Genomic DNA, 16,414 nt, shown 5'->3' with positions numbered 1-16,414 from the left:
CGATCTTGGCAACATCAGTTGCCTGAACCGAACGAAATCGCGAAAGTCCGCGCCTGATCGGGTGCCCCTCGTTCACATCAGAGGGGCGTCGCCGCGTGCAGGATGAGGACCATCGTCACCGCCGAGTTCGCGGACGACATGGCCGACGCGGCCGTCCCCGCGGCCGCGCACCATGCCGCCAGGCCCACCGGCGTGAACGGCGACGGCCGGCGGCGTACCGGCGGAGCGGTCCCCAGCAGCGCCGCCACCCGGCGCGGCACCGGCCCCGGCGCCGCGAAGCCGGCGAGCGTCGCGACCGGAGTGCCTCGGGACACGAGCGCCGCCTTGCCGATCGCCGACGCCACCGTGCGCCGGCTGCCGACCGCCCGGGCCGCCTCTTCGTCCGCCCAGCGTTCCGCGGTGTAGGACACCGCCGTACGCAGCGGGCGCAGGAACGGATTGGCCCGCGCCGCCAGTTGGACGGCAAGCAGGAAGCGGTGGTGCCGCGCGGCCAGATGGGCCCGCTCATGGGCGAACAGCGCACGGCGTTCGGCGGGTTCGAGGCAGTCCAGCAGGGCCGTGGTCACCACCACGCGGTCGCGGCGCCGGCCCGGCAGCGCGTATGCGTACGGCACCTCGTCGGGCAGCACGGCGACCGCCGTCCCCGGCAGTCCGGCCAGCGCCCGGTGGGCACGGCGGCGCACCCGTCCGTGCCGCCACAGGGTCCGGCCGCAGGCCACGATCACCGCGCACAGCGCCGGAATCGCGGCCTTGCCGACGACCTCGTCGTACGGCACCGCCGCGCGCACCTCGGGGTCGGACCAGCCGTCGGGCAGGGGGTTGCCGGGCAGTTGAGCCGTGCCCACCACCATCACCAGAGCCAGGCACACCGTGCTGCACGCCGCCATCACCGCGGCCACGCCGGTCAGCAGCCTCGTCGCGGTGCGGGGATGCAGGTGCTGCTCGGCCAGGCGGGCGATCGGCCATGCCGTGAGCGGCAGGAACAGCGGGAGAAAGACGAGAACCCCCATGCGGCGTCAGCCTTCCCCTTCGCTTCGGGACTGGCCCAGCAGTTCGCGCAGCAGCCGCTCGTCGTCCGGCGCCAGGCCGGTGACGAAGCTGGCCAGTACGGCTTCCCGGTCGCTCTCGGCGTCCAGCACCTTGCGCATCCGGTGCGCCGCGAGGCCCGCCTGGTCCGACGCCGGCCTCCACGCGAAGGACCGGCCCGCTCGCTCCCGGGTGACCGCGCCCTTGGCCAGCAACCGGGTCAGGATCGTGATCACCGTCGTGTAGGCGAGGTCCCCGCCGAGCCGCTCCTGCACCCAGCCGGCCGTCGCCGGGCCGCCCGCCTCACGCAGCGCCGACAGGACCAGCGCCTCCAGCTCACCCTGTCCGCGGCGCCGGGAACGCCGCCGGTCGTCCGCCATGCCCTGTCTCCCTTCCACTGACCCGCGCGTCACGTGCGATACGTGCGAGCGTGCGTACGTCGAGCGGTACATCGTAAGGAAAGCAGAGGCCGGCGATGACCGGCCCTTCCCCGCCCGCCGAACGGCACCGGCCTACCCTCCCCGCTCCGCGTCGGCGGCCGCGTCGGCGCGTTCGGCCACCCAGCCCAGGAAGGCTTGTACGTCGGTGGTGGGCAGTGCGGTCGCCGCGGTGCGCGAGGGGCGTTCGTAGCTGCGCAGTGCGGCGTTCAGGAGCGGCCGGAAGCGTTCCTCGGACGCCGCGACCGCATGAGCCGCCCGGCGCTTGGGCTGCCAACGGCCCGTACGGCAGAACTGCACGGAGCGGCAGCCGTTGAGGACTCGGTTGTCCGCGAGATGCCCTTCACCGGCGCTGTGCTCACGGACCGAGGCACGGATCGCGGTGAGCACGTCGGCGCGGGCGGGTTCGGCGATCACTTCCCGCGCCGGCCTGCCGTACAGCACACGCCCGGCTTGATGGGCGACGGAACGGTCGATGACGTACCAGAACGACAAGGACTCCGCCGGGTCGAGGCTGACACGTTCGGGCAGCAGGGGCCCGGTGTTGAGGTCCAGCAGGTACCCGGCCTCGCCGGACGGCCGGGCCGCGAAGTCCTCGTCGTAGACCACCAGCTCCAGGCCCGTCGCGGGGCAGGGAAGGGCGGGGTGCGCGAGCGCGGCGGCCAGGTCGGGCAGCGCACGCCCGGTCAGCGGCGCGTTCACGACCACGGTCACGTCGGTGTCGCTGCGCCCGTGCCGGTAGTCCCCGAGCGCGACGGAGCCCACGGCGATGACGCTCACCAGGCGGGACCCGCATACGGCGTGCGTGCGGTGGACGAGCTCCTGGAGGTAGGGGCGGAGTTCGGCGGGGACGGAGTGCGGGTCCACGAGAGTCCTGGTCATACGGTCAGTGTGGTCACCTGACACTCCAGGCCGCCGACGACTCGGGCTGCAAGGGTGACGTCCGGCCCGGCCGCGCCCCGCGCAGATGCCTCCCCTGCGCGGGGCGCGACAGCACTCGTGGCACCTCTCAGGCGAGTTCCACCAGAAGATCGCCGCCCTCGACCTGCTGGATGCGATTGATGGCCAGTCGGGCCACCCTGCCGGACTTCGCGGCGGTGATCGACGCTTCCATCTTCATCGCCTCGATGGTGGCCACCGTGGCACCGGCCTCCACCTCCTCACCCTCCGCGACCGTGAGGGTCACCACGCCGGCGAACGGCGCCGCGACATGGCCGGGGTTGGCCCGGTCGGCCTTCTCGGTCACCGGGACGTCCGAGGCCGCCGCCCGGTCGCGGACCTGGATCGGCCGCAACTGGCCGTTCAGGGACGACATCACGGTGCGCATGCCCCGCTCGTCCGCGTCGCCGATGGCCTGCAGCTCGATCAGCAGCCGTACCCCGCGCTCGAGGTCGACGGCGTACTCCTTGCCCGGGCGCAGCCCGTAGAAGAAGTCCTTGCTGTCCAGCACGCTGGTGTCGCCGTAGGTGTCGCGGTGCGTCTCGAACTCGCGCGTCGGCCCGGGGAACAGCAGCCGGTTGAGCGTCGCCCGCCGGTCCTTCGCCAGCCCCTCACGGTCGTCGGCGCTCAGTCCCTGCACCGGCTTGGCCTCGGCGCGGCCCTGCAACGCCTTGCTGCGGAACGGCTCGGGCCAGCCGCCGGGCGGGGTGCCCAGCTCGCCGCGCAGGAAGCCGATGACGGAGTCGGGGATGTCGAACCGGTCCGGCTCCGCCTCGAAGTCCCCCGGGGACACGCCGGCACCCACCAGGTGCAGTGCCAGGTCGCCGACCACCTTGGAGGAGGGGGTGACCTTCACCAGGCGGCCGAGCATCCGGTCGGCGGCGGCGTACATCGCCTCGATCTCCTCGAAGCGGTCGCCCAGTCCCAGCGCGACCGCCTGGGTGCGCAGGTTGGACAGCTGCCCGCCGGGGATCTCGTGGTGGTAGACGCGGCCGGTCGGCGAGGCAAGGCCGGCCTCGAAGGGGGCGTAGACCTTGCGGACGCTCTCCCAGTACGGCTCCAGGTCGCCGACGGCCTGGAGGTCGAGGCCGGTGGGCCGGTCGGAGTGATCGGTCGCGGCCACGAGCGCGGACAGCGACGGCTGCGAGGTCGTACCGGCCATGGAGGCCACCGCGCCGTCCACCGCGTCCGCGCCGGCCTGGATCGCGGCGAGGTAGGTGGCGAGCTGGCCGCCCGCGGTGTCGTGGGTGTGGATGTGGACCGGCAGGTCGAACTCCCGGCGCAGGGCGGATACGAGAGTCGCCGCGGCCGGTGCCCGCAGCAGACCGGCCATGTCCTTGACGGCCAGTACGTGGGCGCCCGCGTGGACGATCTGCTCGGCCAGGCGCAGGTAGTAGTCCAGGGTGTACAGGCGCTCGGACGGGTCGGACAGGTCGGAGGTGTAGCACAGGGCGACCTCCGCGACGGCGGTTCCGGTCTCCCGTACGGCCTCGATGGCGGGCCGCATCTGTTCGACGTCGTTCAGGGCGTCGAAGATGCGGAAGATGTCGATGCCGGTGGCGGCCGCCTCCTGCACGAAGGCGTCGGTCACTTCGGTGGGGTACGGCGTGTAGCCGACGGTGTTGCGGCCGCGCAGCAGCATCTGGAGGCAGATGTTCGGCGCGGCTTCCCGCAGGGCGGCCAGGCGCTCCCACGGGTCCTCGGCGAGGAAGCGCAGGGCGACGTCGTAGGTCGCGCCGCCCCAGCACTCCAGGGACAGCAGCTGGGGCAGGGTGCGGGCCACCACCGGGGCGACGGCGAGCATGTCCTTGGTGCGCACCCGGGTGGCGAGCAGCGACTGGTGGGCGTCGCGGAACGTGGTGTCGGTGACGCCGATGGTCGGGGAGGCGCGCAGCCAGCTCGCGAAGCCCTCCGGGCCGAGTTCGGCGAGCCGCTGCCGGGACCCGGCCGGTGGCTCACCGGCAGGCAGCGCGGGCAGCTTGGTCAACGGGTCGATCAGGTCGGGCCGTTCGCCGTGCGGCTTGTTGACCGTGACATCGGCGAGGTAGGTGAGCAGCTTGGTGCCGCGGTCGGCGGAGTGGCGGGCGGTGAGCAGGTGCGGGCGCTGCTCGATGAACGACGTGGTGACCTGGCCGGCCCGGAAGTCGGGGTCGTCCAGCACGGCTTGGAGGAAGGGGATGTTGGTGGCCACGCCGCGGATGCGGAACTCGGCCACGGCGCGCCGGGCGCGGCCCACCGCGGTGGTGAAGTCCCGGCCCCGGCAGGTGAGTTTGACCAGCATGGAGTCGAAGTGCGCGCTGATCTCCGTACCGGCGTGGGTGGTGCCGCCGTCCAGGCGGATGCCCGAGCCGCCCGGCGAGCGGTAGGCGCTGATCCGGCCGGTGTCCGGGCGGAAGCCGTTGGCCGGGTCCTCCGTGGTGATACGGCACTGGAGCGCGGCGCCGCGCAGGGTGACGGTCTCCTGGGCGAGGCCGAGGTCGGTGAGGGTCTCGCCGGCGGCGATGCGCAGCTGCGACTGCACCAGGTCGACGTCGGTGACCTCCTCGGTCACCGTGTGCTCGACCTGGATGCGCGGGTTCATCTCGATGAAGACGTGGTTGCCGTCGCGGTCGAGGAGGAACTCGACGGTGCCGGCGTTGCGGTAGCCGATCTGCCGGGCGAACCGCACGGCGTCGGCACAGATCCGCTCGCGCAGCGCCGGGTCGAGGTTGGGGGCGGGCGCCAGCTCGATCACCTTCTGGTGGCGGCGCTGCACCGAACAGTCCCGCTCGAACAGGTGGATGACGTTGCCCTGCCCGTCGGCGAGGATCTGTACCTCGATGTGGCGGGGCTCGACGACGGCCTTCTCCAGGAAGACGGTGGAGTCGCCGAACGCGGACGCCGCCTCACGGGACGCCGCCTCGATGGCCTCGCGCAGCTGGGCGGGCTCCTCGACGCGGCGCATGCCGCGCCCTCCGCCGCCCGCGACCGCCTTGACGAACACGGGAAAGCCGATGCCCTCGGCTGCGGCGACGAGCGCGTCCACGTCGGTGGACGGCTCCGAGGAACCCAGCACCGGCACGCCGGCCTCGCGGGCCGCCGCCACCGCGCGCGCCTTGTTGCCGGTCAGCTCCAGAATGTGCGCGCTCGGTCCGACGAACGTGATGCCCGCCTCCTCGCAGGCGCGGGCCAGATCGGGGTTCTCGGACAGGAACCCGTACCCCGGGTAGACGGCGTCGGCTCCCGCCCGGCGCGCCGCGCGGACGATCTCCTCCACCGAGAGATAGGCCCGCACCGGATGCCCGGGCCGGCCGATCTCGTAGGCTTCGTCGGCTTTCAGCCGGTGCAGGGAGTTGCGGTCCTCGTGCGGGAAGACGGCGACGGTGCGCGCGCCGAGCTCGTAGCCTGCGCGAAACGCACGAATCGCGATCTCGCCGCGGTTGGCGACCAGCACCTTGCGGAACATTCTTGATCCCTTCAGCCTGCCGGTGACGGAGAGCACCCATGGTGTCGGCGGCACCTCTTTCACGCCATGTGAGCCGGACCACTTGCGGCCTAGGCTGTCCTTGAGCCTCCCGGTCAAGGGTCAGGTGAGCGAGGTGCCCTCATGACCAGCGCGAGTCACCGCGGTGCACGTGCCCACGACGCGATCGGCGAAACGCCGGATCGGCGCACGTCCGCGGTGGGGCACGCGGGGGTGTTCCAGGACCTGCTCCCGCTCGCGCTGTGGGTGGCCGATGCCGACGGGCGCCTGGTGCAGTGGTCGCTCGCCGCGCAGGACCTGCTCGGTCACACGCCGGAGCAGGTGCTGGGCCAGGAGGCAGACCGCGTCCTCGTACCCGAGGAGAACCAGGAGCTGGCCGAGCGGCTCACCCGGACGGTCCGGGCGGGCGCGGCCGTCGTCGCACGACTGCCGGTCCGGCACCGCGACGGGACGCGTGTCGAGATGGAGATGTGGATCTGTCCGCTCGCGGATCAGCGGAGGGGTACCGGTGTGCTGGCCATCGCGGCGGAGACCTCCGCGGTGGAGCAGATGCGGGATGCGCTGGCCGCACTGGAGGGGCTGTTCACCCAGTCCCCGATCGGCCTGGCCATGCTCGGCCCCGACCTGCGTTTCCTCCGGGTCAACGAGGCTCTGGCCCGCATGGACGGCGTCCCGGTGACCGAGCACGTCGGCAGACGCGTGACCGACGTCGCCCCCGGCGCCCGCGCGCTGGAGTCGGCGATGCGGCGGGCCCTGGACCGGGGTGAGGCGGTGGTGGACTTCCGCCACACCTCCGGCGCGGCGGACCCGGAACGGCAGCGGACGTGGTCCTGCTCCTACGCCCCCTTGCTCGGCGGGGCCGGCCAACGCGTGGGAGTGATCGCTTCGCTGATCGACGTGACGGCGGGGCAGCGGGCCCACCTGGAGGCGGAGCGGGCGCGGCGGCGTCTCGCGCTGCTGGCGGAGGCGGGCACGCAGATGGGGTCCACCCTGGATCTGACGCAGACGGCGCAGGAGGTGGTCCGCGTCCTGGTGCCCCGGCTGGCCGACTCCGCCGACGTCCAGCTGCTGGAGGAGGCGATGGCCCCGGACGAGACCGCCGCGTCGGCGCACGGCGTGGTCCGCCGCGTAGCGGCGGTCTTCACCGATCCGGCCGCGCCTGCCGACCTCCTCGCGGTCGGCATGACCCTTCAGGTCCCACGCGGCTCGGTGTACGAGCAGATCATCACCGCCGGGCGTCCCATGAACCTGTACCTGAGCGACATCGGTCCACTGATCACCATCCCCGGCGTCGACCGGCTGCGCGAGTACCTGCGAGCCCGCGTGGGCGCGGCGCGCCTGATCCCGCTGGTGGCCCGGGGCACCGTGCTCGGCGCGGTGGTGGTGACCCGCACGCGTGGGCGGGAGCCGTTCGACGACCAGGACACCCTGTTGATCGACGAGTTGGTCGCCCGAGCCGCGCTGAACATCGACAACGCGCGCATGTACGGCCGCGAACGCGACGCGGCCCTCACCCTCCAGCGCAGCCTGATGAACACCGCCCTGCCCACCGTCAGCGGACTGGAACTCACCGGGCGCTATCTGCCGGCCGGCGACCACGAGGTCGGCGGCGACTGGTTCGATGCCATCGCCCTGTCGGACGACCGGACCGCCCTGGTGATCGGCGATGTGATGGGGCACGGCATCCACGCCGCGGCGGTCATGGGCCAGCTGCGCACGGCGGTACGGACCCTGGCACGCCAGGACACCGCGCCCGACCAGGTGCTGCGCTCGTTGGACGCCGCCGTGGCCGACCTGGGCGACAACGAGATGGCCACCTGCCTGTACGCCGTTCACGATGCGGCCACCGGCCACTGTCTGATCGCCAGGGCGGGCCACCCGCCCCCCGTGATCGCCGACGAGCGGGGAACGGTCTCCTTCCTGGACGGACCCACGGGCCCGCCGCTCGGCGTGGGCCGACAGGACCGCGAGGTCCAGCGGGTGCCCCTGCCGCCGCACAGCCTCCTGGTGACGTACACCGACGGTCTGATCGAGACCCGCGGCACGGACCTCGACCAGGGCATGCACCGCCTGGCCCGGGCACTGCGGCGGCCCGGCCGTCCGCTGGCGGAGGTCTGCGACGACCTCCTGGCCCACGTCATGCCCGAAGTGGCGGACGACGACGTGGCGGTACTCCTCGCCCGCGCCCTGCCCCGCTGACCCCGGGCGCCGCACCGCCCCGGTGCCCCGGGCATCGCACCAGCCCGGGCAGCACCCGACCGACCGTCCCGGCCGCGACGACGAAGCACTCGGTGCCCGCACGGCCGATACTGGAGTGAGCCACTGCAGGACAGGCATGCGCAACGGCAGAGGCGCCCGGGAGCGCCGCACCAAGGCGCCGCGAACGGCGCGAGATGGGTGGGCGATGCACAACACATCCCCTACGTCGCTCAGCGAGAGCCCGGACGATCCGTTCTCGGTCCACCGATCCGCGTCGGCCGTGCTGGACGACCGCGGCCGGGTCGTCGCCTGGAGCGAACAGGCCACCGCGCTCCTCGGATACCGGGCCGAAGAGGTGCTGGGCCGGCGAGTGCGCGAGGTCCTCGTCGACCCCGCGGACGAGGCCGTGATCGGCGAGGCGACCGCCGCGTGTCTGCGGGAGCACGGCTGGTTCGGGCTGCTGCCGGTCCGCAATCGCGCGGGCCACCGCGTGTACGTGGGGTTCAGAGCCCGGCGGGTCCAGCGACTGGACGCCACCGTCGAGTGGCTCCTCATCGGTTCGCTCGCCGAGGACATCGCCCAGTGGGAGATCGACCGGGCGGTGCTGGACGGCTTCTTCAGCCGGTCCCCGGTGGGTGTCGCGGTACTCGGCCCGGACCTGCGCGTGCTGCGGGTGAACCGGGCGGTCGCGCGGTTCGGCGGACTGCCCCGCGAGGCGTACCGCGGGCGTCGTACCGCCGACTTCCTGCTCGGCCCGGACTCGGAACTGATCGAGCAGCGGCTCCGGCGGGTTCTGGAGACGGGCGAGCCCCTGATCTTCGCCGAGCAGCCCTGCCGGTTGCTGCGGGACCCCCGCAAGGAACTGATCGTCTCCGTGTCCGCCTTCCGGATGCAGGACCCCTCCGGCAGGGTGCTGGGCGTCACCGAGATCGTCGAGGACGTCACCGACCGCCATCGCGCCCGTCGGCGGCTCGCGCTGCTCAACGAGGCCGGTGCCAGGATCGGGAGCACCCTGGACGTGGCCAGGACGGCGCGCGAGCTGGCCGAGGCGGCGGTTCCCGCGCTCGCCGACGCCCTCTCGGTGGATCTGCTCGAGCCCGTGACGGGTGGGGAGGAGCCGGCCCCCGACGCCACCGGCCCGCTGCGCAGGATGGCGGTGCGCAGCGTCCGGCCCGAGGCGCTGCGGGTGATGTATCCCGAGGGCCATCTGTTCTCCTTCCCCGAGGACACCGCGCCGGCCCGCTGCCTGGCCGAGCGGCGTCCGGTCCTGGAGCCGCTCCTGGAGGCCGACCGCGGATGGTTGTCGGCCGACGCGACACGGGCCGAGAAGGCGCTCGCGCTGGGTGTCCACTCGCTGATGGTGGTGCCGCTGGCCGCGCGCGGTGTGGTCCTCGGCCTGGTCTGCCTGTGGCGCTCGCAGCGGGCGGAGCCGTTCGAGGAGGACGACCTCACCCTGGCGGAGGAGTTCGCCGCCCGGGCCGCGGTCTGCATCGACAACGCCCGTCGCTACACCCAGCAGCACAACGCCGCCGAGGCCCTGCAGCGCAGCCTGCTGCCGGGTGAGGTGCCCGAGCACCCGGCGGTCGACACGGCGCACCGCTATCTGCCCGCGCATGCCTCCACCGGTGTCGGCGGCGACTGGTTCGACGTCATCCCCCTGTCGGGGCTGCGTGTCGCCCTGGTCGTCGGCGATGTCGTCGGCCACGGCATGCACGCCTCGGCGACCATGGGCCGGCTGCGTGCCGCCGTGCACACGCTGGCCCACCTCGACCTGGCCCCGGACGAGGTCCTCGCCCGGCTCGACGACCTGGTGGACCAGTTGGCCGGCGAGCAGCGGCAGGCCGACGGGAACACGCCCCAGATCGTGGGCGCGACCTGCCTGTACGCGATCTACGATCCGGTCTCCCGGCACTGCGCGATGGCCCGCGCGGGGCACCCGCCGCCGACCGTGCTGGGCCCGGACGGCCGGGTGCGCCCGATCGACCTCCCCGCCGGACCACCGCTCGGCCTGGGCGGGCTGCCGTTCGAGACGGCCGAGCTCGAACTCGACGAGGGCAGCCTGATCGCCCTGTACAGCGACGGTCTCCTGCTGGCCGACGACCGCGACATCGACCAGGGGCTGGCCCTGCTGCTCTCCGCGCTGGGCGGTCCGTTCCACTCACTGGAGCAGACCTGCAAGGCGGTGGAGGACGCGATGCTGCCCGACCGGCCCGCCGATGACGTCACGCTGCTGCTGGGCCGGACCCGGGTGCTGGCGGCGGAGAACGTGGCGACCTGGCAGCTGTCGGCGGAGCCCACCGCGGCCGGCCGGGCCCGGACGCTGGTACGGGAGCGGCTGACCGAGTGGGGGCTGGAGGAGTTCGCGTTCACCACCGAACTGGTCGTGAGCGAACTGGTCACGAACGCCTACCGGTACGCCGGCGGCCCGGTGCTGCTGCGCCTGATCCGGAACGGCCACCTCATCTGCGAGGTCTCCGACACCAGCAGCACCTCTCCACATCTGCGCCAGGCCAGCGGCACCGACGAGGGCGGACGCGGCCTGTTCCTGGTGGCCCAGCTGTCCGAGCGGTGGGGCACGCGCTACGGCCGCAACCGGAAGACCATCTGGGCCGAGCAACCGCTGCCTGCGCATCTGCGCAGGGCACACACTTGCGGTGGAAGTTAGGCAAGGCTTACCGTACTCAATCGCACCACTCAGGGCCCGGCCGTCACACCGGTCGCCCGCGGCGAGCGCTTCACCGACGCAGCCTGGCCGTTCCTCCCCCAGTGCCTCAAGGGCCTGGGAGGTACCCCCAGCTGGAACCCGCTCACAGGACCCGCACTTGAATCACGCACCCTCCTCGGCCTTCGGTCTGTACGACCCTGCCCGCGACCACAGCGACTGCGGCGTCGGCTTCATCACGCGCCTCGACGGAACACCGAGTCATGACGTCATCCGCAAGGGCGACGAAGCGCTCCGCGCCATCCCGCACCGTGGCGGCGCATCCGCCGAGGGTGTCGGCGACGGCGCGGGCGTGAGCGTCGACCTGTCGGTGGAGTTCTTCTCCGCGATCACCGGCGAGCGCCTGCGGGCCGGGCACTTCGGTGTCGCGAACTGCTTCGTGCCGACCGACGCCGGGCGCCGCGACGGCGCCGTGGACCTGGTCGGCCGCAGCATCGCCGAGCAGGGCTTCGACGTCCTGCTCGTCCGCGACGTACCCGTGGATCACACGGTCGCCCGGCCCGCGGCCGAGCAGTACCAACTGCCCATCGTGCAGTGGGTGTTCCGCGCGCCCGAGGGGTGGGAGCGCGCCGACGTCGACGCCGCCGCCCACCGCGCCCTGCTCGCCGTCGAAGCGGTCGCCTACGCCGACGACACGTCGTACGCCGGGCTGTACCCGCTGTCGTTGAGCGCGCGCACGCAGGTGCTCAAGGGGCGCCTCAACTCCGGTGAAGTCGTCGGGTACTTCCGCGACCTCTGCGATCCGCGGCACTCCGTCAGGTCCCTGTACTTCCACACGCGGTTCTCCACGAACACCGAGCCGCACCCGACCATGGCGCAGCCGTTCCGCCTCATGGCGCACAACGGCGAGCTCAACACGGACCGCAAGAACCGCCTGTCCGACGAGGCTCTCGCGCGGGCCCGCACCCGGAGCATCGTGCGCCCGCCCGGGCAGTCCGACTCCTCTCGGCTCGACCAGACCCTGCAGAGCCGGGTGTTCGACGACGGCCTGGACCTCGTCGAGGCGGTCGTCTCGCTCATGCCGCCCGCGTGGGAGAACGACCGCACCCTGCCCGCCGCCGTCCGGGACATGCTCGAGTACTTCTCGCTGTACGAGGAGAAGAACGACGGTCCGGCCGCCGTGATCTTCAGCGACGGGGATGTCGTCGGCGCCCGGCTCGACCGGCTCGGCCTGCGTCCGCTGCGCACCGTCGAGACCACCGAGTACCTGATGGTGGCGTCGGAGGCCGGCCAGGTCGCGTTCCCCGGCGACGAGGTCGTGCACCGGGGCCGTATCGAGGCCGGCGGCATGCTCGTCGTCGACCACCGCACCGGCCGCCGGATGCGCACGCGCGACGTGCTCGACGCCCTCGCCGCGCGGCGGCCGTACAGCGAACTGCTCGCCTCGGCCCGGGTGAACCTCGACGACCTGCCGGCTCCCGACTACTACCGCGGCACGACGACGCTCGGGTACGACGGTGACCTCAGCCTCGCCGGGCGGTATGTGGCGTACTCGCTGAACCAGGAGAGCTTCCGGTTCATGCTCGACCCGATGCTCGCCGACGGGTCGGAACGCATCTCGGCGATGGGATACGGCAACGCCATCAACGCGCTCAGCGACACCGAGGGCGGCATGGCGAAGTACTTCTCGCAGCGCTTCGCCCAGGTGACGAACCCGCCGCTGGACAGCATCCGCGAGGCCGACGGCATGAGCATGCGGGTCGCGCTCGGGCCGAAGCCCGACGGCAGCCACGACACCAACGGGCGGCAGCTCGTCGTGTCGTCGCCCGTGCTCGGGCACCTCGACATGGTCCGGCTGCGGGATCAGCGGATCGTGCCGCTGGAGCGGTTCGGCATGCTCTACGAGCCGGTGGCCGGGGACGAGTCCGCCAACGCCGACGCGCTGCGGGCGGCGCTGGAGCAACTGTGCGACGACGTCGAGCGGTTCGCCGCCGAGCGGGGCGGCATCGCGCTCCTCAGCGACCGGGCCGTCTCGTCCACTCGCGCGCCGCTGCCCGTGATCCTCGCCGTCGCCGCCGTGAACCAGCGGCTCATCGAGACCGGGCTTCGGCTGCGTGTCTCGATCGTCGCCGAGAGCGGTCAGCTGGCCTCGTCCCATCACGTCGCCACCGCGCTCGGCTTCGGTGCCTCCGCCGTCTACAGCCTCAGCGCACGGCTGCGCGCCGAGGAGAAGTACCCGAGTGCCCCCGCGCCCGCGGGCGAGATCACCGAGACCGACCGGGCGCTGGCCAAGTTCCGCAAGGCCGCCGAGAAGTCGCTCGCGAAGACCATGGGCCGGGTCGGGCTGTGCACCGCCGAGAGCTACATCGGCGGCGAGTTCTTCGAACCGAACTACCTCGACACCCGCGACGACATTTTCGCGCGGATCTTCCCGCACATGGATGCCCCGGTCGGTGGTGTCGGGTTCGCCCGTATCGCGCAGGCCGCCACCCAGTGGCACGAGCGGGCCCGTACGGTGCGCACCGACCAGCAGATCCCGCTGCTCGGGCTGTTCAAGGAGCGGTCGGACGGGGCCGGGCACTCGTTCGGCGTCACGGCGGTGCGCGGCTTCGGCGACATGACCGAGGAGCGGCCGGAGTTCGCGCGCGAGGGAGATCCGGACGCGCTGCGCCTGCTCACGCTCGGCCAGCTCGACGACGCGTTCGGCATCACCGACGCCGCGTACCGGAACACGGGGTACGACGCCCTCAGCGACGCCGAGATCGACGCGTTCCGGATCACGCCCGGGTACCGCGCCTTCCTGCGGACCACGCACGAGGAACGGTCGCGCCGCCCGTCCGCGCTGCGTGATGTGCTCGCGCTGCCCGCGGATGTGACCGGGCTGCGCACGCCGGGGGACTTCGCGCGCGAACTGGGCCGGTTCTCGACGACCGGCAACGCGAGCGTGACGGTCCGCGGAGTCACCGTGTCCGTCACGGACGGCTCCACCGTCCGGCTGGGCCTCAACGGAGGTGGCGCCGACCGCCACGCCGCCTTCGCCGACGGCCTCGCCCTCGCGTACCCCGGTGAGGTCGAGACGGTGGAGGTGACCGAGGACGGCGTCACCGTCACGGCCACCGGCACCGCCGCCCGCCTCCTCACCCTCCTCGACAGCGCCCCCGACAGCGTCCCCCTCGACGACGTCCAGCCCGCCCACGAGATCACCCGCGCCCTCGCCTCCGGCGCGATGAGCCACGGCGCCCTGGTGGCGACCGCGCACGAAGCCGTCGCGCACGGCACGAACATGGTCGGCGCCATGTCGAACAGCGGTGAGGGCGGCGAGCACCACTCCCGCTACGGCACCATCCGCGGCTCCCGGATCAAGCAGTTCGCGTCCGGCCGGTTCGGCATCTGGGCGGGCTATCTCGCCGATCCGATGCTGGAGGAGCTGGAGATCAAGATCGGGCAGGGCGCGAAGCCGGGCGAGGGCGGTCAGCTGCCCGCGCCCAAGGTCACCGTCGACATCGCGGCGGCGCGCGGCGGCACCCCGGGCATCGAGCTCATCTCCCCTCCCCCGCACCACGACACGTACTCGATCGAGGACCTCGCGCAGCTCATCCACGACTGCAAGGCCGCGCGGGTACGGGTGATCGTGAAGCTGGTGTCCTCGGAGGGCATCGGCACCATCGCGGTCGGTGTCGCCAAGGCCGGCGCGGACGTCATCAACGTCGCCGGGAACACCGGTGGCACGGGCGCCGCGGCTGTCACCAGCCTCAAGTACGCGGGGCGTTCGGCGGAGATCGGTGTCGCCGAGGTGCACCAGGCGCTCGTCGCGAACGGTCTCCGCCAGAAGGTCGTCCTGCGCTGCTCGGGGGCGCACCAGACCGGCGGCGACGTCGTCACCTCCGCCCTGCTCGGGGCCGACAGCTTCGAGTTCGGTACGACCGCGCTGATGATGCTCGGCTGCGTCATGGCGAAGAACTGCAACGTGAAGTGCCCGGCCGGGCTCACCACGAACCCCGAGGTCTTCGAGGGCGATCCGCGCGCGCTGGCGCAGTACCTGCTCAACATCGCGCACGACGTCCGGCAGATCCTCGCCCGCCTCGGTCTGCGGTCCCTGCGCGAGGCACGGGGGCGCACGGATCTGCTGCAACTCCTCGACCACCCGGCGAGCGTGGGGCGTCTCGACGTCCGTCGTCTGCTCGCGGGCGTGCCCGAGAAGGTCGTCGCGGACCCGGAGTACCTGGAGAAGGACTTCACCACCGACGACGCCCTGATCGAGCGCGTCAGGCAAGCACTCCTCGACCGGCGCGAACCGTCCGTGCTCATCGCGGGCATCCGGCTCGGCAACAGCGACAAGTCGGTCGGCGGGCAGCTCTCCATCGACGTCGAGCGGCTCCTCAATCACGAGATCGACCCCGCGGGCGCACCCGCCGTCACCACCGACGACCGCGGCCGCCACCGCCTCGTCGACGACGCCGTACGCATCCGCACCACCGGCTCAGCCGGACAGTCGTACGGCGTGTTCTGCAACGACGGCATCACCCTCGAACACACCGGCACCGCCAACGACGGCGTCGGCAAGAGCCAGAGCGGCGGCCGGATCGTCGTCCGCGCGCCGGGTGGCGGCAGCGCCGAGCGCGGCGGCAATGTGCTCGTCGGGAACTTCGCGCTGTTCGGCGCGACCGGCGGGCGGACGTTCGTGCAGGGCGAGGCCGGTGACCGGTTCGCCGTGCGCAACTCCGGCGCGACCGCGGTCGTCGAGGGCCTCGGCGACTTCGGCTGCGAGTACATGACCGGCGGCACCGTGCTCAACCTCGGTGGCTTCGGCAAGGGCCTCGGCAACGGCATGAGCGGCGGCTTCCTCTACCAGTACGACCCCTCGGGCGAGCTTCCCGGCCGGGTGAGCGCCGACTCGCTGCTGGTGTTCCCGGTGACCGACACCGAGCACGGCGCCTTCCACGAGGCGGCCGTACGGCTGCTGCTGGTATGGCACTTGGAGGCGACCGGCTCCCCGCTCGCGGCGCGGCTGCTGGAGGACTGGGAGGGCGAACGGCGGCACGTGTACTGCGGGATGCCACGCGCGCTGCTGCTGTACCAGGACGCGACCGAAATCCTCGCCGCGGCGACCCGCAACGAACTCCTCGACGAGCTGGCGACCTCGATCGCTTCCGACAAGCTCCGCGCGTTCAAGGTCGACTACCGCGACCGGCGCACCGTGCTGGGCGGTCGTGCCCCGGCGTTCGGCGATCAGGGAAGCGACGACATGTTCTCGCTGCTGTCGTCGTACACGGTGCTCGGCGTCGCACAGGACCTCGCGCTCAAGCGGGTGTCCGGGGCGAGTGGCCCGGACGATCCGCGCGTGACGGAGGCCGTCCGCAACCTCGTCCTCACCGAGGACTTCTTCGTCAAGCAGCGGGTCGTGAAGTATCTGCGCGGCACGCTGGAGCGGTTCGACGACGGCGAGCTGGCCACGCTCATCGCGATCAAGCGCCTCGACGACTACAAGCGCGCGCTCCGGCAACGGAACAACCTCAGCGTGGACGCGCCCGGAACCTACGGCTGGATCATGCACCAGAACACCAAGAACGCCGGCCGTGTCCGCGCCGCCCGGTTCGACGAGCTGCTCGCGACGGCGGCGCTCGACGACATCGCCGGACGCCTCAGCCACCTCCCGCAGGCCCCGACCGAGACGGTGACCGCGTGACC

The 16,414-nt window shown here is 72.5% G+C and carries 7 protein-coding genes; 3 read left to right on the top strand and 4 right to left on the bottom strand.

Annotated features, from left to right (window positions below; translation table 11 throughout):
* Window positions 1-77: 77 nt before the first annotated feature.
* From ACTMVF_RS34550 to ACTMVF_RS34535, 4 genes are all read right to left on the bottom strand, one after another.
* The gene (locus ACTMVF_RS34550; protein WP_441274986.1) at window positions 78-1,010 is read right to left on the bottom strand and encodes a M56 family metallopeptidase; all 933 of its coding nucleotides are present in this window, start codon (window positions 1,008-1,010) and stop codon (window positions 78-80) included.
* A 6-nt stretch (window positions 1,011-1,016) separates the two neighbouring features.
* Window positions 1,017-1,406 carry a BlaI/MecI/CopY family transcriptional regulator gene (locus ACTMVF_RS34545; RefSeq protein ID WP_441274985.1) on the bottom strand — a complete coding sequence of 130 codons (390 nt, stop codon included), beginning with the start codon at window positions 1,404-1,406 and terminating at the stop codon, window positions 1,017-1,019.
* Between the two features lie 132 nt (window positions 1,407-1,538).
* A complete protein-coding gene (locus ACTMVF_RS34540; protein WP_441274984.1) occupies window positions 1,539-2,345 on the bottom strand; it encodes an aminoglycoside adenylyltransferase domain-containing protein in 807 nt (268 codons plus the stop codon).
* Between the two features lie 127 nt (window positions 2,346-2,472).
* Window positions 2,473-5,847 (bottom strand): pyruvate carboxylase, encoded by a 3,375-nt coding sequence (locus ACTMVF_RS34535; protein WP_441274983.1) that lies wholly within the window; start codon window positions 5,845-5,847, stop codon window positions 2,473-2,475.
* 141 nt (window positions 5,848-5,988) lie between these two features.
* Here ACTMVF_RS34535 and ACTMVF_RS34530 point away from each other — a divergent pair, with 141 nt between their 5' ends.
* The 3 genes from ACTMVF_RS34530 (at window position 5,989) to ACTMVF_RS34520 (ending at window position 16,412) form a co-directional block, all read left to right on the top strand.
* Window positions 5,989-8,064 carry a SpoIIE family protein phosphatase gene (locus tag ACTMVF_RS34530; protein ID WP_441274982.1) on the top strand — a complete coding sequence of 692 codons (2,076 nt, stop codon included), beginning with the start codon at window positions 5,989-5,991 and terminating at the stop codon, window positions 8,062-8,064.
* 205 nt (window positions 8,065-8,269) lie between these two features.
* Window positions 8,270-10,729, top strand: a complete 2,460-nt coding sequence (locus tag ACTMVF_RS34525) for a SpoIIE family protein phosphatase (RefSeq protein ID WP_441274981.1) — start codon at window positions 8,270-8,272, stop codon at window positions 10,727-10,729.
* Between the two features lie 157 nt (window positions 10,730-10,886).
* Entirely contained in the window at window positions 10,887-16,412 is a 5,526-nt protein-coding gene (locus ACTMVF_RS34520; protein WP_441274980.1) for a glutamate synthase-related protein, read from the top strand.
* The last annotated feature ends 2 nt before the right edge of the window (window positions 16,413-16,414 follow it).

This window comes from Streptomyces sp. SD31 (assembly GCF_052068475.1).
In the GTDB taxonomy this organism is placed as follows: domain Bacteria; phylum Actinomycetota; class Actinomycetes; order Streptomycetales; family Streptomycetaceae; genus Streptomyces.
The sequence above is the reverse complement of the archived record's forward strand: the minus strand, read 5'-3'. Positions and strand labels throughout refer to the sequence as shown.

Coding starts and splice junctions, on each gene's coding strand:
- ACTMVF_RS34535 (WP_441274983.1), bottom strand. CDS start 5,847: ATGTTCCGCAAGGTGCTGGTCGCCAACCGCGGCGAGATCGCGATTCGT.
- ACTMVF_RS34545 (WP_441274985.1), bottom strand. CDS start 1,406: ATGGCGGACGACCGGCGGCGTTCCCGGCGCCGCGGACAGGGTGAGCTG.
- ACTMVF_RS34530 (WP_441274982.1), top strand. CDS start 5,989: ATGACCAGCGCGAGTCACCGCGGTGCACGTGCCCACGACGCGATCGGC.
- ACTMVF_RS34540 (WP_441274984.1), bottom strand. CDS start 2,345: ATGACCAGGACTCTCGTGGACCCGCACTCCGTCCCCGCCGAACTCCGC.
- ACTMVF_RS34525 (WP_441274981.1), top strand. CDS start 8,270: ATGCACAACACATCCCCTACGTCGCTCAGCGAGAGCCCGGACGATCCG.
- ACTMVF_RS34550 (WP_441274986.1), bottom strand. CDS start 1,010: ATGGGGGTTCTCGTCTTTCTCCCGCTGTTCCTGCCGCTCACGGCATGG.